General features: G+C 66.4%; 21 protein-coding genes and 1 other RNA gene. 15 read left to right on the top strand and 7 right to left on the bottom strand.

Features of this window, described 5'->3' with window-relative positions; genetic code table 11:
• Positions 1-9: 9 nt before the first annotated feature.
• Positions 10-963, bottom strand: coding sequence for an RluA family pseudouridine synthase (locus tag BG023_RS13580; protein ID WP_069310915.1), 954 nt, complete (start codon positions 961-963; stop codon positions 10-12).
• Here BG023_RS13580 and BG023_RS13575 point away from each other — a divergent pair.
• From BG023_RS13575 to BG023_RS13555, 5 genes are all read left to right on the top strand, one after another.
• Positions 944-1,378, top strand: coding sequence for a M67 family metallopeptidase (locus BG023_RS13575; protein ID WP_335673851.1), 435 nt, complete (start codon positions 944-946; stop codon positions 1,376-1,378). The genes BG023_RS13580 and BG023_RS13575 overlap by 20 nt on opposite strands.
• Before the next feature lie 9 nt (positions 1,379-1,387).
• Positions 1,388-2,041 carry a histidine phosphotransferase family protein gene (locus BG023_RS13570; protein WP_069310913.1) on the top strand — a complete coding sequence of 218 codons (654 nt, stop codon included), beginning with the start codon at positions 1,388-1,390 and terminating at the stop codon, positions 2,039-2,041.
• 8 nt (positions 2,042-2,049) lie between these two features.
• On the top strand, positions 2,050-2,772 hold the full coding sequence (locus BG023_RS13565) for an N-acetylmuramoyl-L-alanine amidase (RefSeq protein ID WP_069310912.1): 723 nt from the start codon (positions 2,050-2,052) through the stop codon (positions 2,770-2,772).
• A gap of 39 nt (positions 2,773-2,811) precedes the next feature.
• Positions 2,812-3,228: RNase P RNA component class A (rnpB, locus tag BG023_RS13560), an RNA gene on the top strand.
• 227 nt (positions 3,229-3,455) lie between these two features.
• Positions 3,456-4,994, top strand: coding sequence for a pentapeptide repeat-containing protein (locus tag BG023_RS13555; protein WP_069310911.1), 1,539 nt, complete (start codon positions 3,456-3,458; stop codon positions 4,992-4,994).
• 169 nt (positions 4,995-5,163) lie between these two features.
• Here BG023_RS13555 and BG023_RS13550 read toward each other — a convergent pair whose 3' ends face one another.
• The 3 genes from BG023_RS13550 to BG023_RS13540 form a co-directional block, all read right to left on the bottom strand.
• Positions 5,164-6,474 (bottom strand): UDP-glucose dehydrogenase family protein, encoded by a 1,311-nt coding sequence (locus tag BG023_RS13550; RefSeq protein ID WP_069310910.1) that lies wholly within the window; start codon positions 6,472-6,474, stop codon positions 5,164-5,166.
• Between the two features lie 52 nt (positions 6,475-6,526).
• A complete protein-coding gene (locus BG023_RS13545; RefSeq protein ID WP_083234708.1) occupies positions 6,527-7,348 on the bottom strand; it encodes a metallophosphoesterase family protein in 822 nt (273 codons plus the stop codon).
• A gap of 136 nt (positions 7,349-7,484) precedes the next feature.
• Entirely contained in the window at positions 7,485-8,237 is a 753-nt protein-coding gene (locus tag BG023_RS13540; RefSeq protein ID WP_069310909.1) for an SIMPL domain-containing protein, read from the bottom strand.
• Positions 8,238-8,320: 83 nt separating this feature from the next.
• Between BG023_RS13540 and BG023_RS13535 the strand changes: the two genes are divergently transcribed.
• The 6 genes from BG023_RS13535 to BG023_RS13510 all read left to right on the top strand — a co-directional run bounded on the left by BG023_RS13535 (position 8,321) and on the right by BG023_RS13510 (position 15,058).
• Positions 8,321-8,758 (top strand): VOC family protein, encoded by a 438-nt coding sequence (locus BG023_RS13535; RefSeq protein WP_069310908.1) that lies wholly within the window; start codon positions 8,321-8,323, stop codon positions 8,756-8,758.
• 122 nt (positions 8,759-8,880) lie between these two features.
• Positions 8,881-10,302: a glycosyl transferase family protein gene (locus tag BG023_RS13530; protein WP_069310907.1), complete on the top strand. Its 1,422-nt coding sequence runs from the start codon at positions 8,881-8,883 to the stop codon at positions 10,300-10,302.
• Entirely contained in the window at positions 10,299-11,495 is a 1,197-nt protein-coding gene (locus BG023_RS13525) for a hypothetical protein (protein WP_150122884.1), read from the top strand. The genes BG023_RS13530 and BG023_RS13525 overlap by 4 nt, the downstream gene beginning before the upstream one ends.
• 87 nt (positions 11,496-11,582) lie before the next feature.
• Complete coding sequence (locus BG023_RS13520) at positions 11,583-12,500, top strand: sulfite exporter TauE/SafE family protein (protein ID WP_069310905.1); 918 nt, start codon at positions 11,583-11,585, stop codon at positions 12,498-12,500.
• Positions 12,501-12,510: 10 nt separating this feature from the next.
• Entirely contained in the window at positions 12,511-13,275 is a 765-nt protein-coding gene (locus tag BG023_RS13515) for a TIGR02186 family protein (RefSeq protein WP_069310904.1), read from the top strand.
• An 88-nt stretch (positions 13,276-13,363) separates the two neighbouring features.
• Positions 13,364-15,058, top strand: a complete 1,695-nt coding sequence (locus tag BG023_RS13510) for an ATP-binding protein (RefSeq protein WP_069310903.1) — start codon at positions 13,364-13,366, stop codon at positions 15,056-15,058.
• A gap of 279 nt (positions 15,059-15,337) precedes the next feature.
• Here the strand turns inward: BG023_RS13510 and BG023_RS13505 are convergent, their stop codons facing one another.
• Genes BG023_RS13505 through BG023_RS13495 form a run of 3 tightly spaced genes read right to left on the bottom strand, consistent with a single transcriptional unit; the run spans position 15,338 to position 19,663 of the window.
• Complete coding sequence (locus BG023_RS13505; RefSeq protein ID WP_069310902.1) at positions 15,338-16,072, bottom strand: 7-carboxy-7-deazaguanine synthase QueE; 735 nt, start codon at positions 16,070-16,072, stop codon at positions 15,338-15,340.
• Positions 16,069-16,923 (bottom strand): DUF2262 domain-containing protein, encoded by an 855-nt coding sequence (locus BG023_RS13500; protein ID WP_069310901.1) that lies wholly within the window; start codon positions 16,921-16,923, stop codon positions 16,069-16,071. The genes BG023_RS13505 and BG023_RS13500 overlap by 4 nt, the downstream gene beginning before the upstream one ends.
• Before the next feature lie 4 nt (positions 16,924-16,927).
• Entirely contained in the window at positions 16,928-19,663 is a 2,736-nt protein-coding gene (locus tag BG023_RS13495) for a valine--tRNA ligase (protein ID WP_233993015.1), read from the bottom strand.
• A 103-nt stretch (positions 19,664-19,766) separates the two neighbouring features.
• On the opposite strand from BG023_RS13495, the gene BG023_RS13490 reads away from it, so the two are divergent.
• The 4 genes from BG023_RS13490 to BG023_RS13475 are packed head-to-tail and all read left to right on the top strand — an operon-like array spanning position 19,767 to position 23,301.
• Positions 19,767-20,879 (top strand): ABC transporter permease, encoded by a 1,113-nt coding sequence (locus BG023_RS13490; RefSeq protein WP_069310899.1) that lies wholly within the window; start codon positions 19,767-19,769, stop codon positions 20,877-20,879.
• A complete protein-coding gene (locus BG023_RS13485) occupies positions 20,879-21,688 on the top strand; it encodes an ABC transporter ATP-binding protein (RefSeq protein WP_069310898.1) in 810 nt (269 codons plus the stop codon). The genes BG023_RS13490 and BG023_RS13485 overlap by 1 nt, the downstream gene beginning before the upstream one ends.
• A 50-nt stretch (positions 21,689-21,738) precedes the next feature.
• Positions 21,739-22,689, top strand: a complete 951-nt coding sequence (locus BG023_RS13480; RefSeq protein WP_069310897.1) for an MlaD family protein — start codon at positions 21,739-21,741, stop codon at positions 22,687-22,689.
• A gap of 12 nt (positions 22,690-22,701) precedes the next feature.
• On the top strand, positions 22,702-23,301 hold the full coding sequence (locus BG023_RS13475; RefSeq protein ID WP_069310896.1) for an ABC-type transport auxiliary lipoprotein family protein: 600 nt from the start codon (positions 22,702-22,704) through the stop codon (positions 23,299-23,301).
• The last annotated feature ends 88 nt before the right edge of the window (positions 23,302-23,389 follow it).

The following is a 23,389-nucleotide window of genomic DNA, read 5'->3' as shown; positions in this document are numbered from 1 at the left end:
CAGCGCTTTTCATCGATTAGAAATTCGCAGTTGGTCGATAAGTTCCATCATGTCTTGCGGCAGATCGCTCTGAAACCGCAGTGTTTCGCCGGTCACGGGGTGCACGAACCCCAGTTCGGCGGCGTGCAGCGCCTGACGCGCAAACCCGAGTCGTTCGAGGCACGGGCGCAAGGATTTGGGTGTACGGCCATAGGCAGGGTCTCCCAATAGCGGATGGCCGATTGACGCACAGTGAACGCGCACCTGGTGGGTGCGCCCGGTTTCCAGCCGGCATTCGATCACGGCGGCTTCATCCAGCCTCTCGGTCACCTTGTAATGGGTGATCGCGGTTTTGCCGCGCGAGGAAATGTTGGGGAGCACCGTCATTTTCTTTCGGTCCGCGTCCGATCGTCCGACGCGCGCATTGATCGTGCCTTCGGACGGGGAGGGGTGGCCGGCGCAGACCGCGATATAGCGGCGGTGGACGGTGTGCGCGGCGAACTGCACGGCAAGGCCTTCATGCGCGGCATCGGATTTGGCGACCACCAAGAGCCCTGACGTGTCCTTGTCGATCCGGTGGACGATCCCGGGCCGTGCGACCCCGTTGATGCCTGAGAGGTTACCGCGGCAGTGGTGCAGCAGCGCATTGACCAGCGTGCCGGTGATGTTCCCCACCGCCGGGTGCACGACCATCCCCGCCGGTTTGTCGACCACGATCAGATGCGCGTCCTCGTAGGCGATGGTGAGCGGGATATCCTCCGGCAGCGCCTCGGCCGGCATGGCGGCGGCAAGGATGATGCGGAACGGGGTGTCGGCGGCAACTTTCATCGAAGCGGCGGTCGCGGTATTGCCCGCCACATCGACGCGGCCCTCGTCAATCAACCCCTGCACCCGCGCGCGGCTGAGCCCCGTCGCTTCGGCCAGCGCCTTGTCGAGGCGGGCGGGAGCAGGGATCGTGCCGGTGATGATTTCGGGTTCGGACATGGTATGGCCATGCGCGATGGATATCGAAGTGACAAGTGAGGCCCTTGGCCAGATGCGCGCTGCTGCTGCTGCTGCGCACCCGCGCGAGGCGTGCGGGATGCTGATGGGGGAGGGCGGGTGCATTTCCGAAGCGCGCCCCGCCGCCAATGTCCATCCGACCCCGCAGACCCATTTCGAGATCGATCCGCAGGCGCTGATCGATGCCCACCGCGCCGCGCGCCACGCGGGCGCTCCGCAGGTGATCGGCTACTTCCACTCGCACCCTGTGGGCACCGCTGCGCCCTCTGCCACCGACCGCGCCTCGGCTTCGGGTGACGGGCGGGTGTGGGCGATCCTTGCAGGCGACGACGTGACGTTCTGGCGGGACGGGGAAGCGGGCTTCAGCGCACTTTCCTTTGCGGTGATCGATGGCTAGGGTTAGCGCATGATTTCCCAGACCGATCTTGCCGCGATGCTGTGTTCGCGCCTGTGCCATGATTTGCTCTCGCCGGTGGGGGCGCTCGCCAACGGGCTCGAACTGCTCGCCGACGAGAAAGACCCCGAAATGCGCGCGCGGGTGGTGGAGCTGCTCGAACAATCGGCGCGCACCAGCACCGACAAGCTGAAGTTCTTCCGCCTCGCATTCGGCGCGGCTGGCGGCTTCGGCGAGGCGATCCCGGTCGAGGAAGCCAAGGCGGTGATCGATGCGCTCGCCGCCAATGCCAAGCGGGTCGAAGTGCACTGGGCGATTGCCGAACCGAGCCTGCCCAAGCCTGCGGTCAAGGTGCTGCTCAACCTTGCGCAGATCGCGATCGATGCGCTGGTGCGCGGCGGCACGCTCGATATCGGGGCCGAACGGCGTGAGGGCGCGGTCGAGATCGTGGCGCGTGCGCGGGGCGACCGGATCGCCTTTGACGAGACCATCGGCCGCGCGCTCCAGGGCGATCTCGATGAAGGCGAGATCACCAGCCGCACGGCGGCCGCGCACATGATCGCGGTGCTCGCCGAGGAGATGGAAGGCGGCCTCCAGTACAAGCTCGGCGATGGCGCGCTGGTCTTGGGCGCGGTGCTGCCCGAGCCTGAGGGCATGATCGGGTAATCGCCGCGATGTCGGGGGGCATAGAGGGCGACGAACTGATCCACCGCGAGGTTCCCTCGCCCAACCATGGCGAGCGGACGCTTCCCGTCAGCATGGTGGTGTTGCACTACACCGAGATGAAGCCGGTCGAAGCCGCGCTGGAACGGATGTGCGATCCGGAATCCTCGGTCAGCGCGCATTACTGCATCACCGAGGAAGGCGAGGTCATCCGGCTGGTGCCCGAGGATCGCCGCGCGTGGCACGCAGGCGCGAGCTACTGGCGCGGCATTCCCGATGTGAACTCCGCGAGCATCGGGATCGAGCTCGATCACCCCGGCCACGGTCTTGGCTATCGTGGGTTTGCCGATGCCCAGATCGATGCGCTGATCCCGCTGCTGGCGCGGATCGTGAAGACCTATGACATTCCGCGCGCCAATGTCGTCGGCCATTCCGATGTTGCGCCGATGCGCAAGGTGGACCCGGGCGAGCTGTTTCCGTGGGACCGCCTCGCCGAGTACCGCCTGTGCCTGCCGCGTCCGACCTGCCTTGCGGCCGGCAACCCGTTCCACAACGAAGGCTCGTTCTTCCTCGCGCTGGAACGCTTCGGTTACGACATTACCGATCAGGCGAAGGCGGTCGAGGCGTTCGAGCGGCGCTGGCGGCCCGAACACATCACCGGCATCCCCGATGGCGAGATCGCCGCGATCCTGTGGCAATTGCTGCTCGACCGCGATCAGGGACGGACGCGGTAACTTTGCTATTTCCTCAGTGCAGCCCTATATGCGCTCGCGTCAGGGGGCCTGAGGCAGCCGCGTGCGAAAGCGCGAGGAAAGTCCGGGCTCCACGAAACAAGGGTGGCGGGTAACGCCCGCCGGCGTCCTTTCGGGGGCGCAAGGGAAAGTGCCACAGAGAGCAAACCGCCGATGGCTCCTTCGGGCGCACAGGCAAGGGTGAAAGGGTGCGGTAAGAGCGCACCGGGGGGCCGGCAACGGCAACCGCATGGCAAACCCCACCCGGAGCAAGGCCGAATAGGGGTCTCGCGCCTTTCGCAAGAAGGGTAGGCGTGTTTCGCGCCGAGAGACCCGGGTTGGCTGCTAGAGCGTCGGAGCAATCCGCCGCCCAGATGAATGGCTGCTACCGCGCGGCTGATGCCTTCGGGCAGATCGCGCGCGGAGACAGAACCCGGCTTATGATGGCCCCCTGATGTTGTTTAATGTTTCGCTCGCCCCTCCGGGCGAGCGTCCTCGCTGCTGTTTCCTTCGCTTCGCTACGGACCCGCTGCGGCTCGGCCGCGTGGCCTCGCGGCCCTGAGGGCCGGATCACCCTGATACTTGAGCGTCTCTCCCCGCCCCGGGCTTGACCCGGGGCCGCGCTTTTCCTGTTTCCTGCACGCTGTCCCATAGCGTAAACCATTGATCGGGAGGACTTGCCGCCAATGTTCACGCTCGCCGCCGCGCTCGCACTTGCTGCGCGAGAGGCCACGCTCCCCGAAGACCCGCCTGCCACCGATCTCTGCGCGCTGCCCGGCGAGGATGCCGCCGCCGTGCGCGGGGGCTGGGCGATGATCGACGCGCGCGAAATGTATTCGCTCACCGACCTTGCCGATGCCCTCAAAGCTGCCCCTGCGGGGAAGCGCCGCGTGGTGCGTGGCGGCAGTTTCAGCGGGGCCGATATGCGCGCTCTCGCACCGCTGCTCGCCAATGCCTGCCTTGTCGAAACCGAGCTGGACGGCACCCATTGGGAAGGCACCACGATCCCCGGCCTGCGGCTGGTGAACATCGACTTCACCGGAGCCAAGGCCGCTCGTGCGCGCTGGCCGGGGCTGTCCACCCACGGCGTCAATTTGCAGGGCAGCGATTTCACCGGCGCCGACCTTTCGGGGCTGCGCTTTGTCGCGGCCCGGCAGGGCGCGGATTTCGATGGCGTGTCCTTGCGCGCCGCGAACCTCGCGGGCGCAAGCTTCGCCTGCGGCATCACCATCGATGTGTGGTGCGTCAATGGCCCGCCCGATTTTGTCGGGGCCGACCTGACCGGAGCCGATCTAAGCAGTCTGGGGCTATGGGACCCGAAGGCCATCGCGGGCGCGGTGCTGGACGATGCGATCGTCTCTCCAACCTCGCTCTTCTATCTTGAAGAAGCGCGGATCACCCGCGGGTTGCGCTTGGCGGACAGCTTCACCTCGCCCTATCCGAGCGAACCGGACCAAGCGCCGCAAGAGCCGGTCGTCGTCGCCATCACCGCCGCCGAAGCGCGCGCGCTGATCGACGCGACCCGCGCCGAGCAACGGGCGAACGATGATCGCCCCTCGTTCGATTGCGCCAAGGCGGCCGCGCCGGTGGAGAAGCTGCTTTGCGGCGAGTACGAATCCGGCCTGCGCGCGCTCGACCGCGACCTTGCCGATGCATGGGCGGCGGCGCGGGCGGCAGGGAAGGGCGATCTGGCCGCGCAGCGCCGATGGCTCGCCGCGCGGGCGAAGTGCGGGGATGACGGGGGGTGCATCGCCGACCTTTATCAGGCGCGGATCGCGGTGCTGCGCGGCGCGCTCGGCCCCGGCATCGCGCTGCGTCCCGGCGCCAGCGTGACCTATGACGATGATCCCCTGCCCCTGCCCGAGGCGATGCGGACGGGCGAACTCTACACGCGCATCCTGCCGGCGCTGCGGGCGGCGGGCAGGCAGAGCATCACGCTGACGGGCAATCCCGATGGCAGCCTTGCGGTTGAAGGCTTCGCGGTCGGGGCGAACGCCCATTCCTGCGGTCTGGGCGCAGAGGCGACCCGCTTCGATCCCGCGACCGGCTGGTGGAGCGCGACCGGCGAGGGTGGCCGCAAGGTGCCGCTGTTCCGCATCGAGGGACGGCGGATCGTGCTGCGCTACAGCGGCAACATGGGCGATACGTCCGAGGAGGCGAGCGAGTTCATCAGTTGCGGCGCGCGGGCGAGCTTCGATGGGGGGATCGATCTCAGCCCGCGTTGACGTATCTTGCATTGCTGGTCCGGCTCGCCAGCGGACGAGCCGCGAGCGCACGCGCGCGAGCCGCAGGTGCTCCGGAGCGTAGCGAAGGAAACAGCACCGAGGACGAACGCGCGGAGGCGCGTTCGCACACAAAGGCAGCGGGGCCTCGGGTCAGGCCCGGGGCGGGTGCCTAGCTTCTTCCCACACTCGTATAGGCAAAGCCCGCTGCGCGCATGTCGTCGGGGTTGTAGATGTTCCTGAGGTCGACCATCACCGGCGCTTTGGCCAGCTCCTTGACGCGCTTCAGGTCGAGCGCGCGGAAGGCGTCCCATTCGGTCACGATCACCACCACGTCGGCATCTTCGATGGCGGCATAGGGGCTTTCGCACATGGTGACACCCGGCAGCAGCGGCGCGGCCTGCTCCATGCCTTCGGGATCATAGGCGGCCACGGCCACGCCCGCGTCCATCAGCGTCTGCGCCACCGCGATCGAGGGGCTGTCGCGCATATCGTCGGTGTTGGGCTTGAAGGTCAGGCCGAGCAGCGCGGCCTTCTTGCCGCGCGCCGCCTCGATCCCGCCGAGCGCGTCCACGACCTTGCGGCCCATCGCGCGCTTGCGGCTGTCGTTGACCTTGACCACCGCCTCGACGATCCGGGTCGGGCTGTCGTAATCCTCGGCGGTCTTGAGCAGCGCGAGCGTATCCTTGGGGAAGCAGCTGCCGCCATAGCCGGGGCCGGCGTGGAGGAACTTGGAACCGATGCGGTTGTCCATCCCGATCCCGCGCGACACGTCCTGCACATTCGCGCCGACCTTCTCGCACAGATCGGCCATCTCGTTGATGAAGGTGATCTTGGTCGCAAGGAAGGCGTTGGCGGCGTACTTGATCAGCTCGCTGGTGCGGCGCGAGGTGAACAGGATCGGCGATTCATTGAGGAACAGCGGGCGATAGACTTCGCGCATCACCTCGCGGCCGAACTCGTCCTCGGCGCCGATGACGATACGGTCGGGGCGCTTGAAATCGCCGATGGCCGCGCCTTCGCGCAGGAATTCGGGATTCGAGACGACCGAGAAACGCTGTTTCGTGCCGGTTTCGCGGATGATCCGTTCAACCTCGTCGCCGGTGCCGACGGGCACGGTCGACTTGGTGACGATCACCGCGTCATTGGCGAGGTTCTCGCCCACTTCCTGCGCCACGGCATAGACGAAGGTGAGATCGGCATGGCCATCGCCCCGGCGGCTGGGGGTGCCGACCGCGATGAAGATCGCGTCCGCTTGCCTGATCCCCTCGGCGAGCGAGGTGGTGAAGCTGAGGCGGCCGGCCTTCACATTGTTTTCGACCAGCGCATCGAGGCCAGGCTCGTAGATCGGCATAATCCCGGCGTGCAGGCGATCGATCTTGCCCTGATCCTTGTCGATGCACACGACATCGTGACCGAAATCGGCAAAGCATGCCCCGGACACAAGGCCGACATAGCCCGAACCCACCATTGCAATCTTCATGAACACCTGCCCCTAAGCGACATCAGAATTAGGCCCTTGGCGACCCGCGCGGTCAGCGTTGCCGCTCACCTTCAACCACTTCGATCTGGCCATCGCCGGTGGCGCAGGCCTGGAGAATGCGTCGCTGGTCGCCTTCCAGCACCAGGGCTGTAAGCACACCCGAACGGAAGGCGCCAGTATCAATGCCGATCCGGTTGCCACAATCCGTGACCTGTTCAAAAATGGTATGGCCGTGCACCACAACCTTTTCGAGCGAGCCTTCGTGCTTGAGAAAGCGGTCGCGGATCCAGCGCAGATCGCTGCGCTTCTGTTGGTCGAGCGGCAGCTCCGGGTCGATCCCGGCATGGACGAAGACGTAATCGCCCGCGATGATCATGTTTTCGAACCCGGCGATGTAATCGCGCACCCATGTCGGGACGACCTTGGGCAGGCGTTCGAACAGTTCGTCGATCGGCACTGTGGCGATGCGCTTGGCCGATAGGCCGTAGCTCATGATCGTCTCGCGCCCGCCGTGCTTGATGAAATGGCGCAGCGCCTCGGGCTTTTCGAAGGCGGCGAGGAACATCTCCTCGTGGTTGCCGGCGAGCACGCGGACATTGCGGTGGGCCTGCCATTCGCGGGTGCGCACAAGTACGCCGGCGCTGTCCGGCCCGCGATCGACCAGATCGCCGAGCAGCACGATACGGATTTCAACTCCGCGGCTCGCCGCGATCTCTTCCTCGATTTTGGCGATCAGCGCGTCATACAGATCCAGCCGCCCGTGGATGTCGCCAATCACGTAATAGCGCGTGCCCCGCGGCACCACCGGTGTCGGCGCCGGGGGCAGGGTCGGCGAGGGCCGGGGCCAGAAATAGTCGCGTAATTGCTCAAGCATGACGACAAGGGTGTTCCGGTTGGGCCACAAAGGCTCGGCGCGCTGACGGAGGATTGATTTGGCGACTATGCTCCGTCAAGCCGCGCCGCATACCCGCGCGCGCGACCGGCGGCAACTCGGCTGCGACCACTTCCCCTCAATCGAGGGTGAAGCTCACCGTCGTCACCACACGGACCTTCTTGTACGGACTGTCTGCCATCCCCCAGCCACCGGCCTCGCCGTCGCGTGCCTCGATTTCAAAGTAGCCCTGTGTCGCATCCTTGATCTTGCCGACGCCTGAATGCGAATCCTTGGCGAACTGTTCGGCCGAGGCGCGCGCATCGCGGGTGGCTTCGGCGACCATCGCGGGCTTGATGTCGTTCAGTTTGGTGAAGGTGTAGGCCATGCCCGAACCTTCCTCGAGAAACACGCCGCGCCCGACCAGATCGAACTGGCGTGCGACCGCCTTCTGCGCGCGGGCGATGTCTTCGGTCCGCAGGGCGAGGCGCTGGCGCACGGTGTAGGTGGTCAGCCCTTCGTTGGTGAAACTCGAGACATTGGCGCCGGTCGGCTGGAGCGCGCTGGCGGGAAAACCCAGTTCCTTGAAAAAGGCCTCGATCGCGGCCGTATCGCGCCGGACCTTGGCCTGCGCCTCGCCGAGATCGGTCGAGGAGGCCGAATAGGAAATCGTCCAGGTGGCCAGATCGGCGGTGACGTTACGCTCGGCCAGCCCGCGCACGGTCACAGCGCGTTCGGCGTTCTTGGCGCGCAGCAGCCCGTCGCCGAGCAGGTATCCGCCCGCGACCATGCCGATTGCGACAATCGCGGCGGTGCCAAACCAGCGCAGGGTGTTCGGCTCCTTCAAGGCACTGATAGCCGCATTGTCCGGTTGCACATCATCGCCGCTCATCGCATTGTCTCCCCAGAGAGTTGGTGCGACGAGTTGTGCAATATCGTCGATGAACCGAGTTTGAATGAGAAGGAACCTGCCCCGTGGTCAAATACCTCCACTCGATGATCCGCGTGACCGATCCCGATGCGACGGTCGCCTTTTTCAAGCTCATCGGGCTTGAGGAAGTGCGCCGTTTCGAGGTCGAGGCCGGGCGCTTCACGCTGATCTTCCTCGCCGCGCCGGGGCAGGCCGGGGTGGCCGAGGTCGAGCTGACCTATAACTGGCCGCCCGCCGATGGCAGCCCGGCCGAGGACTACACCGGCGGGCGCAATTTCGGGCATCTCGCCTACCGGGTGGAGAATATCTACGAGACCTGCCAGCGCCTCGCGGATGCCGGACACATCATCCACCGCCCCCCGCGCGACGGGCACATGGCCTTCGTCAAATCGCCGGACGGGATTTCGGTCGAGCTGCTTCAGGAAGGCCATCTCGAGCCTGCCGAACCCTGGGTCAGCATGCCCAATGTCGGCTCCTGGTGAGGCGCGCGGCTTAACCCGCCGCTAACGGTGAATCGCGCCTAAACCACTAAAATAAAAAGCACTGTTGCGCCGAAGGGCAAGGCATAATAGGTTGACACCTTACTTGGGGAAGGGGGGTCGCCTTGTCCTTCGGGGAACTTGGTCTGTGGCAGTGGCTTTCACTGTTCCAGCATGAATTATTGCTGTTCGCGGGGGTATTTTTCCTCCTCGGTGCACTCGACGATTTGGCGGTCGATGCGGTCTGGCTGTGGCTGAAAGCGACGGGCCGGATCGTCACTCGCCGCGCCTCGCGGGCGGTTCTGCGCAGCCGCAAGCTCCACGGCCCCGTCGCGGTGCTGATCCCCGCCTGGCAGGAAGCCGCGGTGATCGGTCAGACCATCCGCCATCTGCTGGACAGCTGGCCCCATCCCGAACTGCGCCTCTATGTCGGCTGCTATCGCAATGACCCCGCGACGCTGGCAGCGGGCATGGCGACGGCGCGCGGCGATGCGCGGCTGCGGCTGGTGATCCACGACCGCGACGGGCCGAGCACCAAGGCCGATTGCCTCAACCGCCTCTACGCCGCGCTGGCGATCGACGAGGCGCGTTCTGGCACCGCCTTTACCAGCGTCGTCTTCCACGATGCCGAGGATCTGGTCGATCCCGGCGCTCTCGGCCTGCTTGACGAGACGGTCGCTGCCGGCGCGGATTTCGTGCAACTGCCGGTCGAGCCGCTGGTGGTGCGCCACCGCGGGTGGTTCGCGCGGCATATCGGCAGCCATTATTGCGAGGAATTCGCCGAATCCCATGCCAAGGCGCTGGTGGTGCGCGATGCGCTGCGCGCGGCCCTGCCGGGCGCAGGGGTGGGCTGTGCGGCATCGCGCCGGGCGCTGGCGCGGCTGGCCGAGAAGCGCGGCGATGGCCGCCCCTTCGCCGAGGATTCACTGACCGAGGATTACGAGCTTGGCCTTGCCATTGCGGCCACCGGCGGGCGCTGCCGCTTCGTGCGGATGCGCGGCGAGGACGGGCGGCTGATCGCCACCCGCGCGCTGTTTCCCGACCGCTTCGACGCCGTGGTGCGCCAGAAAAGCCGCTGGGTGCTGGGCATTGCCCTGCTCGGCTGGGACCGTGTCGGCTGGTCGGGCGGGGCGATCGAACGCTGGATGCGGGCGCGCGACCGGCGCGGGCCGCTGACCGCGTTGGTGCTGCTGGCGGGCTATCTGCTGCTGGTGCTGACCGGACTGCTCGGCATCGGCATCCTGCTGGGCCTCGCCGATCCGCTGCCGCTGACCCCGGTGCTCAAGCTGTTGCTGGCGGCCAATACCCTGGCCTTTGTCTGGCGGGTCGGCTCCCGCTTAGTCTTCACCATGCGGGAATATGGCGTGGTCGAGGGGCTTTGGGCGGTGCTGCGGATTCCGCTCGCCAATGTCATCGCGATCATCGCCGGGCGCCGCGCGGTGTTCACCTATGTCGGCACGCTGCTGGGCGGCACTGCGCCGTGGGACAAGACCGAGCATGATGTCCACCCGACGCAGCTGACGCTGGCCGGAGCGGCACCGCGATGACGGTGCGGGCCCACCGCATCGTCCCGCGTGGGGCCCCGCGTGGGGCACCGCTGGTGATGCTCGCCGCGCTGCTGACGGCATGGACGGGGGCGCGGGCGCTGTGGTGGGAGAACCCCTTTCCGCCGGTGCGCGATGCCTTGGCCCCGGTTCTGGGGCCGGTGATCGGCCCCATCGCGCAAGGCGCATCCGATCGCGTGACCGATGCCCTGACTAATCCCCTGCGCGGCCCTGCCATCGCCCGCGTGCCGCTTCAGACCCTGCCGCAGATCCGCTTTCGCGGCGTTGACCCCGGTCTGGGAGAGACCGGCATGGCGATGGCCTTTCCCGCCTCCGATCCGCGTGGCTTTGGCCGTGCGGCACCTTCCACCCCGCAGCTTGCCGCGGCCCATGCGCTGCTGCTGCGCGCAGGTGCGCGCGGGCCGGCGTCGGTCGGAGCGGGGCTGCGCGATGATGCATCAGCGCTGGGCGACCGGACGAGCGCACCCTTCCTGCCCGCCGCTGATCCGGCGCGGCGCAAGTCGCGGCGCTGGTCGGTCGATGGCTGGGCGTTCTGGCGGCAGGGTTCGGATTCGACCCCGATCTCCCAGGGCCGCGTTCCGATCTACGGCGCGAGCCAGATCGGAGCGGTGTTTCAGTACCGCCTCGCGCAGGAAGGTTCGCGCCGCGACCCGCGCCTGTTCGCCCGCGCCTACCGCTCGCTGGTGCGACGCGGGGAGAGCGAGGTTTCGCTTGGCGCATCGCTGCGGCCCTTCCCCCGCCTGCCGCTGCGCGCGGCGGCCGAGGTGCGTTATACCGACGCCGCCTTCACCAACGAAGTGCGCCCCGCCGCCTTTGCCGTGACCGAGCTGCCGCCGGTCGCGCTGCCGCTGGGCGCGCAGTTCGAGGCCTATGGGCAGGCGGGCTGGGTCGGCGGTGCATCGCGTACAGCCTTTGCCGACGGGCAGGCGAGCCTTACCCGCGAAATCGGGGGCGTTGCGCGGGCGACAAATGACCGGATGCGCCTCAGCCTCGGCGCGGCCGGGTGGGGCGGGGCGCAGCGCGATGCCGAGCGGGTCGATGTGGGGCCGACCATGCGGCTCGATCTCAGCGTCGGCGATGTGCCCGCGCGCCTCTCGGTCGATTGGCGCGAGCGCGTTGCCGGTAACGCCGGGCCGGAATCGGGCATCGCGGCAACGCTTTCCACCCATTTCTGAGCGCACTGATCGCTCAGGGGGCGCGTTCAACAACTACCGCGACCCTGCGGCTTTTATCGCCCGCCTGCCTCGGTTAGACCCTGCGGCATGGACGTCTACCTGCCCATCGCGAATCTTTCGGTCAACGGCCTCTACATCGTGCTGCTTGGCGGGCTGACGGGGATCCTGTCGGGTCTGTTCGGGGTCGGCGGCGGGTTTCTGACAACGCCTCTGCTCATCTTCTACGGCATTCCGCCCACAGTCGCCGCCGCATCGGCCGCGACGCAGGTCACGGGTGCGAGCGTATCGGGCGTGATCGCCCATTCGCGGCGCAAGGGTGTCGATTACCGCATGGGCGCGGTGATGGTCGGCGGCGGGATCATCGGCGCGCTGATCGGGGCGGTGCTGTTCCGCGCGCTGCAATCGATCGGCCAGATCGATGTGGTGATCAGCATCCTCTACGTGCTGATGCTCGGCTCGATCGGAACGCTGATGATGCGCGAAGCGATCAGCGCGGTGCGCCCCGGCCTGCTCGGGCGGGCCGCCGCGCCGGTGCGCAAGCGCCGCCACCATCCGATCGTGGCGAGCCTGCCCTATCGCTGGCGGTTCTATGCCTCGGGGCTCTACATCTCGCCGCTCGCGCCGATGCTGCTGGGGCTGGGCGTGGGCGTACTGACGATGCTGATGGGGGTCGGCGGCGGGTTCCTGCTGGTGCCGGCGATGCTCTACATCCTTGGCATGAGCGGCAATGTCGTGGTCGGCACCTCGCTGTTCCAGATCCTGTTCGTGACGATGGTGACGACGATGACCCACGCGCTCACCACCCGCGCGGTCGATCTGGTGCTGGCGGGCCTGCTGCTGCTGGGATCGGTGCTGGGCGCGCAGTTCGGCACGCAGATCGCCCTGAAGGCGCGGCCGGAATACCTGCGGCTCGCACTCGCCGCGCTGGTGCTCGTGATCGCCTTGCGGATGCTCTACGGCCTCGGCGTGCAGCCCGACGAAATCTACACGGTCACCCCTCTATGAGCAGGCTGCCGTGAACATCGCCGCGCGCCTGTGCCTGCTGCTGGTTGCGTGGACGGCGCTGACCGCCCAGCGCGAACCGGTGCTGGTGCCCGCGGTCAGCCAGTCGCTGATCGAGGTGCGGCAGGGCTTCACCGGCGCGAAGCTGCTGCTCTACGGCGCGGTCGTCGATCCCGAAGGCGGCGGGCGTGCGGGCGATTACGACATCGTGGTGGTGCTCAAAGGCCCGACCGAGCCGGTGCGGATCCGCGAGAAGGACCGCATCGCGGGCATCTGGATGAACGCCGCGGACACCGATTTCCGCTCCGCGCCCTCGTTCTTTGCCGTCGCCTCCTCGCGCCCGATCGAAGAGATTGTCGATGAACGCACCGCCGCGATCTTCGAACTCGGCACCGAATTCATCCAGCTCAGCCCTTCGGGCCAGATCGAGCCCGAAGAACAGGCCCGCTTCGCGCGCGGCCTTGTCGAACTGCGCCAGCGGCAGGGGCTGTATCAGGAGAACCCCGGCGGGGTGCGGATCAGCGAGAAGGTGCTGTATCAGGCCCGCATCAACCTGCCGTCCAACGTCACCACCGGACGCTATACCGCGGAAACCTTTGCGATTTCGCGCGGCCGGGTGCTGGCAAGCGCAACCGCGCGGATCGAAGTGGTCAAGGCCGGGCTGGAAGGCCAGGTGGTGAGCGCCGCGCAGCGCTGGTCGTTCCTTTACGGGCTTGGCGCAATCGCGCTGTCGCTTGGCATGGGCTGGGTGGCGGGACGACTGTTCGCCCGCCCCTGAACGTGGCTGAAGCTTAGCGTTGACCCGATCTTAACCGCCTTTGGCTATCGCTGCTGCCCTGACATTCTTGGCGCAGGGAAGCCCGTAAATGACCGATCAACCGAGGCACGATTACCAGCCGGCGAGCAGCGCTCCTTCGGACGCGCAGGCCGGCGCAGCGACTGCATCGGCCCGTGGCCCCGACAATGCCCGCTTGCCGATCGGCGTGGTGCTGGAGATTTCCGGCTCGGGTTCGCAGATCGCGCTCGATATCCAGCGCCTCAACGAATGCATGGATGATGCCGATCCCTCGGTTGCGCTGGCTGGTCAGGTGGGTAGCCAGATCAAGATCCGCGTCGGCGATGCCTGGCTGCTCGCCAGCGTGCGCGACCAGCGCAAGGATCGCCGCAGCGACAGCGGCATCATCGCCCATATCGACTTCCTTGGCGAAGGCGCCGAAGAAAAGCTGACCGGGCGCATCCACGGGTTCAAGCGCGGGGTCACCCGTTATCCGGTGCCGGGCGCGATGATCTATCCGGCCACCACCAAGGATCTCGAACAGATCTACGCCAGCGATGGCCGCGCCAGCATCACCATCGGCAAGGTGTTCCCGACCAAGGACATCCGCGCCGGCCTCTATATCGACGCGATGCTGGGCAAGCACTTCGCGCTGCTCGGCTCGACCGGTACCGGTAAATCGACCAGCGCCGCGCTGATCCTGCACCGCATCTGCGAGGCCGCGCCCAATGGTCACATCGTGATGATCGACCCGCACGGCGAATATTCCGCCGCCTTCCGCCAGACCGGGCAGATCCTCGACGTCTCGAACCTGCAGATGCCCTACTGGCTGATGAACTTCGAGGAACACTGCGAAGTGCTGCTGTCGAGCAGCGGCAACGAACGCCAGGTCGATTCCGACATTCTTGCCAAGTGCCTCCTCGGCGCGCGCACCCGCAACCGGCTGGCGCAGACGATGGGCAAGATCACGGTGGATTCGCCGATCCCCTATCTGCTGTCCGATCTCAGCAACATCCTGCAGGACGAGATGGGCAAACTCGACAAGGCGACTTCGTCCGCGCCCTATATGCGGATCAAGCAGAAGCTCGACGAGCTGAAGGCCGATCCGCGCTACCAGTTCATGTTCTCCGGCATGCTGGTCGGCGATACGATGACCGATTTCATCAGCAAGGTGTTCCGCATGCCGGGCGGCGGCAAGCCGATCTCGATCATCGACGTGTCGGGCGTGCCTTCGGACATCACCTCGACCGTGGTTGCGGTGCTCAGCCGTCTGGTGTTCGACTTCGCGATCTGGGGCCGCGAGGAAAAGACCCGTCCAGTGCTGCTGGTGTGCGAAGAAGCCCACCGCTACGTGCCGAACGAGAAGAACGCCGATGGCTCCTCGGTCGGCAAGATCCTCAGCCGTATCGCCAAGGAAGGCCGTAAGTACGGGATTTCGCTGGGCCTCATCACCCAGCGTCCGTCCGACCTTGCCGAAGGCGTGCTCTCGCAGTGCGGCACGATCATCTCGATGCGTCTCAACAACGACCGCGACCAGGCCTTCGTGAAGGCCGCCATGCCCGAAGGCGCGCGCGGCTTCCTCGATTCAATCCCCGCGCTGCGCAACCGCGAATGCATCATCTGCGGCGAAGGTGTCGCCATCCCGATCCGCGTGACCTTCGACACGCTTGAGGAATACAAGCGCCCGGCCTCGGAAGACCCGAGCTTCGTCGAGCTGTGGAGCCAGGACGGCGGCGAGCAGGAACTGGTCGAACGCGTCGTGATGCGCTGGCGCGCGCAGGGGTGATTCTTGTTTGCGACCGCGCCTCCGCGCGGACGTCCTCGGCGCTATTCCTCCGCTCCGCTCCGGGCGCCTGCGGGCGGCCTTTCGGCCTTGCGGCCCGTCCTGCGGCGGGCCGAACCAATTCCAATACGAATGGGATGCGTTGAAATCGGTCGCGCCAGCGACCGCAAGCCCGAACGGGCGCCCGCAGCGACGCGACCTTCAGGTCGCATGAGCGAGGAATTCGCGTCGCGGATGCGATGCGGAACACAAAAAACGCGCGGGGGCGGGCACGCACACATACTACGTCCCCCGCGTATCCCCGTAGAGGTGGATATGCAGCCGGTCGCTCATCCGGAAGCCGTGCTTGAGGCACGCCTGGGATAGCCACGCCTGCCGTTCGCGCTGGGTGGCGCTGTCGGTGCCTTCGGCCATCAGGAACACCCGTTCGGGCCGGAAGCGGTAGCGGCGCTGGAGTTCCAGCACCTCCTCAACGTCGTCGGAGCTGGCGATCACGAATTTCAGGAACGCGCGGCTGTCTGCTGCCCATGCGTCGAGCCGCTCGGGGATCAGCGCCAGATCGGCAGGGTTCCCGCTATGCGCGAGCTTGGGGCTGACATTGTACTGGTCCACGCGAATATCGAGCCGCGCAGGCGGAGCAACCGTGCCGTTGGTCTCGATCTCGACCGCGATGTCGGGCAGAGCGCTGAGCATTTCGGCCAGCGCGCCCGCCTGAAGCAGCGGCTCACCCCCGGTGATGACGAGGCGCTTCTGCCCGAGTGCCGCGATCCGCGCAGCGGTTTCTTCCGGCGAGAGCGTCACCTGACTGGCCTTGCGCTCGAACGCGATGCCGTCGCGGTGCGGCCTGTTATCGCCTTCAAAGCGCCACGTGTAAGCCGTGTCGCACCACGTGCAGGCAAGGTTGCAGCGCGACAGGCGCACGAAGGCGACCGGCATCCCGGCGCTCGGCCCTTCGCCTTGCAACGAGGCGAAAATCTCCGGCCCGCCGGTATCGTCGGTGGCGAGGGTGAGGTTCATCCGAACATCTCGGCATAGAGCGCGTCGGCCTGCGGGGCGTAGCTCACCGACATGCCGTGACCCCAGAAGAGGTCGCCGTCGCCGAACATGATGTTGAACGACCCGTCGGGCGCGAATGACAGGTCGTCGAGAACGAACCGCGCTTTGAATGTCTCGCGGTCGATCAGCGGCGCATTCTCGTCGCGCCAGTTATCGAGCCAGACCTCGTAATACTCTTCCGCGATAGCTTCGCGCATCCGCGCGTCCCACTCCTCGCGCTTCTCCCACACCGCGCGCATGGTGCTGAGCGCCTGCTGCGGCGCGTCTGGGCCGGGCGGGCCGGCGTAATCGAGCGCGAGCGTCACGCTGACCTCGCGCCCCTGCCAGTCGCGTGTCTGCCTGAACCACTGGGGAAACTGCGGATCGGAGGTGAAGGTGCCGAATTGCGGATCGATGATCGGCGGCGGGTTCAGCAGCGGATCGGCGGCAGCGATCAGGGCGGCGTCCTCGATGGCGGGCAGCGGCGCGCGCAAGGTCGCTACCGCGCGGCCATTCTCCTCGCGCACAGCGTCGCGGATCGCGAGCCGCACCAATTTGCGGGCCGGGAAGACCGAGCCCCACTTGGCGAGGTCGCCTTCGCGCTGGTCGGGGATGTCGACCCTCAGCGTCTCGGTGCGGATCGGGCCTTCGCCTTCGCGCCACGCGATGAGGTGAACCGAGCTGGTCCACGCCGTCTCCCCGCGCGACTGCATGCCGCCGCCTCCGCCGATGCCATCGACGACGCCGGTGATGACGATCGCATCCTTGTCGGCCTGCGCCATCAGCGCCGAGGGCGAAAGCAGTTCCAGCCCGGCGATGAGGCGGCGCAGCATCCGCCTACCCCAGCCGCGCCAGTGCTGCCGTCAGCCGCTCGACTTCGCCCGTGTGATGGGCGAGATCGGCGCGGGCCTTTTCGACCGCTTCGGGCTTGGCCTTCTCGGCGAAGGCGGGGTTGCCGAGACGCCCTTCGAGGCTCTTGGCTTCCTTCTGCGAGGCGGCCAGCGCCTTTTCCAGACGGGCCTTTTCCGCCGCGATGTCGACGATGCCTTCGAGCGGGATTACGAACACGTCCTCGCCCGCAGTCACCTGCATCGCGGGGCCTGCGGGGGCCTCGCCGATGGTCACCGGGGTCAGGCGTGCTAGGCGTTCGATCGCGGCGCTGGAGCGCTCGATGGTGCGGCTCGCCACGTCCGAAGGTGCCGCCACCCACGCCGCCAGCTTCGCACCCGGCGCAATGCCGAGCTCGTTCTTGGCCGAGCGGGTGTTGGTGGTGAGGTCGATCACCCAGTCGATTGCGTCGGTCGCGTCCTTGCTCACCTCGGCTTCCGGCTTGGGCCACTGCGCCACGATCAGATCATAGGGGCGCTCACCCAGCTTGTGCCACAGCTCTTCGGTGATGAAGGGCATGAAGGGGTGGAGCATGACGAGGATCTGGTCGAGCGCCCAGCCGGCGACTTCGCGGGTTTCCACGGCGGGCGGGCTGTCCGCGTCCCCGGCGAAGACCGGCTTGATCAGCTCCAGATACCAGTCGCAGAACTTGCTCCAGGTGAACTGGTAGATCGCGTTGGCCGCCGCATCGAAGCGCAGGTCGTCCATCGCGCGTTCGATCTCGGTGACGCACGCCTGCACTTCGCCGATGATCCACTGGTTGGCGGCGAGGCGTGCTTGCGGAGCCTTGATGCTGTTCGACGCACCGATGCCGTTCGACTGGCAGAAGCGCGCCGCGTTCCACAGCTTGGTGGCGAAGTTGCGGTAGCCCTCGACCCGCTTTTCATCCATCTTGATGTCGCGGCCCTGGCTTTCCATTGCCGCCATGAAGAAGCGCAGCGCATCCGCGCCATACTGGTCGATGAGGCCGAGCGGATCGACGACATTGCCTTTGGACTTCGACATCTTCGCCCCGTCCGCCGCGCGCACGAGGCCGTGGAGGTAGAGCGTGTCCCAGGGCTTTTGCCCCATGTTGTAGAAGCCCATCATCATCATCCGCGCATCCCAGAAGAAGAGGATGTCGAAGCCGGAAATGAGCAGGCTGTTGGGGAAGTGCTTTTGCAGGAGCGGCGCGTCGCTGTCCGGCCACCCCAGCGTGGCGAAGGGCCACAGCGCCGAGGAGAACCAAGTGTCGAGCACGTCCTCGTCCTGCGTCAGCTTCACGCCTTCACCGGCGAGCGCCTGCGCGGCTTCTGCGGTTTCGGCGACGAAGCAGCGGCCATCATCTGCAAACCACGCCGGAATGCGGTGACCCCACCACAATTGGCGCGAGACGCACCACGGCTGGATGTTCTCCATCCAGTTGAAGAAGGTCTTCTCCCAGGTCTTGGGGACGATCTGGATATCGCCCGAGCGCACGGCGGCGATCGGCTTCTTGGCGAGTTCCGCCGCGTTCACATACCACTGGTCGGTCAGCCACGGCTCGATCACCACGCCGCCACGATCGCCGAAGGGGGTCGCGATCTGGCGGGGTTCGGCGTCGTTCTCGACCTCGTTCCCTTCCTTGTCCTTGGTGATGTGCGGGATGAGGAAGCCCTGTTCCTTCATGCGCGCAACCACCAGCTCGCGCGCGCCGTCCACCCCGTCGCGCTTGAAGCGGTGGAGGCCGATGAACTCCGCCGGCACCAGCCCGTCCGCCGTCTGGCAGACATTGGCTTCGGCATCGAGCATGTTGAGCATCTCGGCAGGCGCAAAGCCCGCGCGCTTGCCGACCTCGAAGTCGTTGAAGTCATGCCCCGGCGTCACCTTCACCGCGCCCGAGCCCAGTTCGGGATCGGCGTGCTCGTCAGCGACGATGGGGATGCGGCGGCCGGTCAGCGGCAGGATCACCTGCGCGCCGACGACCGACTTGTAGCGTTCGTCATCGGGATGCACCGCGACCGCCATGTCGGCGAGCATGGTTTCGGGCCGGGTGGTGGCGACTTCGATATAGTCGCGCCCGTCAGCCAGCCGCGCGCCATCCGCGAGCGGGTATTTGAAGTGCCAGAAGCCGCCCGCGATGGTTTGGGTTTCCACCTCGAGATCGGAAATCGCTGTCTTCAGCTTGGGGTCCCAGTTCACCAGCCGCTTGTCGCGGTAGATCAGGCCGTCGTTATACAGGTCAACGAAGGTCTTGATCACCGCGCGGGTGAAATGCGGGTCCATCGTGAACTGCTCGCGGCTCCAGTCCATCGAGCAGCCGAGGCGTCGCAGCTGGTTGGTGATGGTGCCGCCGCTTTCGGCCTTCCACTCCCACACCTTCGCCACGAAATCCTCGCGCGAATAGTTTGTGCGCTTGTCCTGCTGCGCTTCCATCTGGCGTTCGACCACCATCTGGGTCGCGATACCGGCGTGATCGGTGCCGACCACCCACAGCGCATCCTTGCCGCGCAGCCGTTCATAACGGATCACCACGTCCTGCAACGTGTTGTCGAGCGCGTGGCCGATATGCAGGCTTCCCGTCACATTGGGCGGCGGGTTGACGATGGTGAAGGCTTCGGCATCGGGCCGTTCGGGCCGGAAACAGCCGTTCGCTTCCCAGTGGGCATACCAGCGCGCCTCGATATCGGCGGGGTCGAAGGTGGTGGGCAAAGTGGTGCTCGTCATGGCGGGCGCCATGCCAGCAACAATGCTGCGGTGCAATGATCGAGGCACTTGCGGGCTTGCCAAGCCTTGCGAGGGGGCGAAAATCTCCCCATAGCTGTGGGTGATGCAGGACGCCGCGCAATACTTGCTGGACGATCAGGGCGCGGACGGCACCCGGCTGGTGCTGTCGGGGCAGGTCACACTGGCGAGCATCGCCCCGCTCGAACGCGATCTCAAACAGCTCGCCGGCCCGATCCGCACGATTGATCTTGCCGGTATCGCGGAAATCGACACGGTCGGCGCATGGTTGGTGTGCCGCACTGCGCGCGAACACAGTGCCGAAATCACCGGGGCCAGTGTCGAGGCGCAGCGCCTGCTGGCGGCGGTGCGCGATATCGATGCGCGCGGCGAGATGCACCCGGCGCTCCCGCCAGTGTGGGAACGGGTGCCGATCGCGCTCGGCAAGCAGATCTATGCCGGACGCCGCGGCGCTTACGGCGTGGTCGGCTTCTTCGGGCAGATCCTGATCGGCGCGGCCAACCTGCTGCGCCGTCCCAGCCGCTTTCCGATCAAGGCGCTGGTGCACCAGATGGAGCTGGTCGGCGTGACCGCGCTGCCGATTATCGGGTTGATGAGCTTTCTGATCGGCATCGTCATCGCCCAGCAGGGTTCGGTGCAATTGGAGCAATTCGGGGCCGAGGCGCTGACGGTCAATCTGGTCGGGCGCATCACCCTGCGCGAGTTGGGCGTGCTGATGACCGCAATCATGGTGGCGGGCCGTTCGGGCAGCGCCTTCGCCGCGCAACTCGGCACGATGAAGCTGACCGAGGAAATCGACGCGATGCGCACCATCGGCATCTCGCCGATCGAGGTGCTGGTGATCCCGCGCATCATGGCGGCGACCTTCATGATGGTGCTGCTCGGCTTCTATTCCTCGGTGGTGGCGATCGTCGGCGGCGCGGTGGTGGGCGACCTCACGCTGGGCATACCGTTCTGGACCTTCCTGTCGCGCATTCAGGAGGTTGTGCCCGAGCATGACCTGTGGGTGGGCCTGATCAAGGCACCGGTGTTCGGGCTGATCGTGGCGCTGGCGGGTTGCTACAACGGGCTTCAGGTGCGCGGCAATTCGGAAGAGGTCGGCCGCCGCACCACGATGGCGGTGGTCTCGGCGATCTTCGCGGTGATCGTGCTCGACGCGTTCTTCGCGGTATTCTTCACCGAAGTGGGCTGGGGCTGATGAGCGGGCAGCACTATCACGCGCCCGACGAGGCACCGCCGATCGTGGTCGAAGGGCTGGTCAACCGCTTCGGCGATTTCACCGTCCACGAAGGGCTGGACCTGACCGTGCGGCGGGGCGAGATCCTTGGCGTGGTGGGCGGCTCGGGCAGCGGCAAATCGGTGCTGATGCGCTCGATCATCGGCTTGCAGCGGCCCAGCGCCGGGCGGATCGACGTGCTGGGGCGCACCATCACCGAGCTCGATCTCGATCAGGGCATCGGCGTGCGCCGTCGCTGGGGCGTGCTGTTCCAGGGCGGGGCGCTGTTCTCGACGCTGACCGTGGGCGAGAACATCGAGGTGCCGCTCCGGAAATATTACCCCGAATTGAGCGAGGAACTGCGGCACGAGATCGCGCGCTATAAGGTGATCCTCACCGGCCTGCCGGAGAGCGCGATCAGCAAATATCCTGCGGAACTTTCGGGCGGGATGAAGAAGCGCGCCGGTCTCGCCCGTGCGCTGGCACTCGATCCCGAACTGCTGTTCCTCGATGAACCCACGGCGGGCCTCGACCCGATCGGCGCGGCCAAGTTCGACCGGCTGACCCGCGAGCTCAAGGAAACGCTGGGCCTCACCGTGTTTCTGATCACCCACGATCTCGATACGCTTTACGAAATCTGCGACCGGGTGGCGGTGATCGCCGACAAGAAGATCATCGCGGTCGGCACCATCCCCGAACTGATCGCCACCGGGCATCCGTGGATCGAGGAATATTTCAACGGCCCGCGCGGACGCACCGCACACGCCGCACACATGAGGGGGGCGGAATGAACGGGATTATGTTGGACACCACGCCCCCGCGGGCTGCATAGGGAACGCACATGGAGACCAGAGCCAATCATCTGTGGGTCGGTGCGGTGACGCTGGTGCTGCTGGCGGCGCTTGCTGCCTTCATCGTCTGGATCGCGCGGCTGGGACAGGGCGCGCAGGACGAATACGACATCTTCTACAACCAGTCGGTCGATGGCCTTGCCAACGGCAGCCAGGTCAGTTTCGCCGGCGTGCCGGTGGGGCAGGTGACCGAAATCGCGCTGGCCAAAGGCAATCCCGAATTCGTGCGGGTGCGGATCAAGGTGAAGGAAGATGTGCCTATCCTCGTCGGCACACAGGCGACCATCCAGGCGACCTTTACCGGGGTGTCGACCATCCTGCTTGATGGCGCGCGCAAGGGCGCACCGGAAATCACCTGCGAGACCACCGCCTGCCCCGAGGGCCGTCCGGTGATCCCGCCCGGGCGCGGGGGCTTTGGCGAGATCGTCGCCAACGCGCCGCTGCTGCTCGAACGGCTGGCGACGCTGACCGAACAGCTCAACACCATCCTCGGGCCGGAAAACCAGGCTGAGATTTCGGGAATCCTCCGGAACACCAATCGCCTCACCGGCGGGCTGGCCGATGCGACCCCGGAACTGACCGCGAACCTCAAGGAATTCCGCACCACGATGGCGGAATTCAACCAGACGATGGACGCATTGGAGCAGGTGGCGAACAGCAGCGATGCGCTGATCAAGAACGAAGGCCAGCCGCTCGCGCGCGAACTCACCAGCACGCTCGCTTCGGCCAACAAGGCGCTCGCCTCGCTGTCGGCGATGCTGGAAGACACGCGCCCCGCCGCGCGCCAGCTGCGCACCAGCACGCTACCCAATGCCGAGGCAACCTTGCAGGATCTGCGCGCCACCAGCCGGGCCTTGCGCGCGATCACCGAAAAGCTCGAAAGCGAAGGGGCAGGCGCGCTGGTGGGCGGCAAGACGCTGCCCGATTACAAGCCGGAATAAGGGACTGATCGCATGACTATCACACACCGGCCGATCCTGTTCGCCCTGCCGCTGTTGCTGGCGCTTTCGGGCTGCATCAGCCTTGGCGGTCCGCCGCCCGAAAGCCTGCTGACGCTGAGCGCCACGTCGCGTGCGTCGGCAGGCAGCGGCGCTTCGGCGGGCAGCGCCCAGCCGGTAATCGCGGTGCAATCGCTCGCCACGCCGGCCAAGCTCGATGTGCTGCGCGTGCCGGTGGCGGTGAGCGATACCGAGTTGGCCTATCTGCAAGACGCCTTCTGGGTCGAAAAGCCCGCCAGCCTGTTCCGCCGCCTTGTGGGCGAGACGATCCGCGCGCGCGGGACTGCGATGGTGATCGACGCCGATGACAGCGTAACGATCGCTACCGCCACGCTCCACGGCACGCTGATCGACATGGGTTACGACGCGCAATCCTCCGCTGCGGTGGTGCGGTTCGATGCGGTGCGGGTCGATGGCAAAGGCAAGATAAGCACCCGCCGCTTCGAAGCGCGCGAGACCGGGGTTCCGGCCGAAGCGCGCGCAGTGGGCGCGGCGCTGAATGTCGCGGCGAACAAGGTCGCAGCCGAAGTCGCGGACTGGGTGGCTGGCGGGTAATCCCTCCAAACTCCGTTCGCCCTGAGCTTGTCGAAGGGCTGTTCTTCTTTCTTCAAGACGCACGAGCTTCGAAGTAAAGGCAGGGCTT

It is taken from the genome of Porphyrobacter sp. LM 6 (assembly GCF_001720465.1).
In the GTDB taxonomy this organism is placed as follows: domain Bacteria; phylum Pseudomonadota; class Alphaproteobacteria; order Sphingomonadales; family Sphingomonadaceae; genus Erythrobacter.
The sequence above is the reverse complement of the archived record's forward strand: the minus strand, read 5'-3'. Positions and strand labels throughout refer to the sequence as shown.